The sequence below is a fragment of the Rheinheimera muenzenbergensis genome (genome assembly GCF_036984005.1).
In the GTDB taxonomy this organism is placed as follows: Bacteria; Pseudomonadota; Gammaproteobacteria; order Enterobacterales; family Alteromonadaceae; genus Alishewanella; species Alishewanella muenzenbergensis.
Genome location: NZ_JALAAR010000059.1, coordinates 1 through 321 on the forward strand (window position 1 = coordinate 1; position 321 = coordinate 321).

Consider the following 321-nt stretch of genomic DNA (forward strand, 5'->3'; position numbering starts at 1 on the left):
TGGGGTTATAGCTCAGCTGGGAGAGCGCCTGCCTTGCACGCAGGAGGTCAGCGGTTCGATCCCGCTTAACTCCACCAAATTTGCTTCATACTTCGTTACTTAACACCTCACATGCTTTAAGTATGCTTCGGTCTTAAGTGCCTTGTCTGAACCAAATTACATACTGTTTGAAATCTCAAAGACAACGCTTCTTATGAAGATGTGTTCTCTTTGAGCTTTATGCTCAACGCTCTTTAACAATTTGGCAAGCTGATAGTAGTAAAAACAAGCTAAGCAACCTCTCGAACTCAAGCGAGAGAGTGTATAGCAAAGCACACTGTA

At 43.6% G+C, this 321-nt stretch carries 1 tRNA gene; it reads left to right on the forward strand.

From position 1 onward, the window contains the following. Nucleotide 1: 1 nt before the first annotated feature. Nucleotides 2-77 (forward strand) — tRNA-Ala (locus MN202_RS20545). The last annotated feature ends 244 nt before the right edge of the window (nucleotides 78-321 follow it).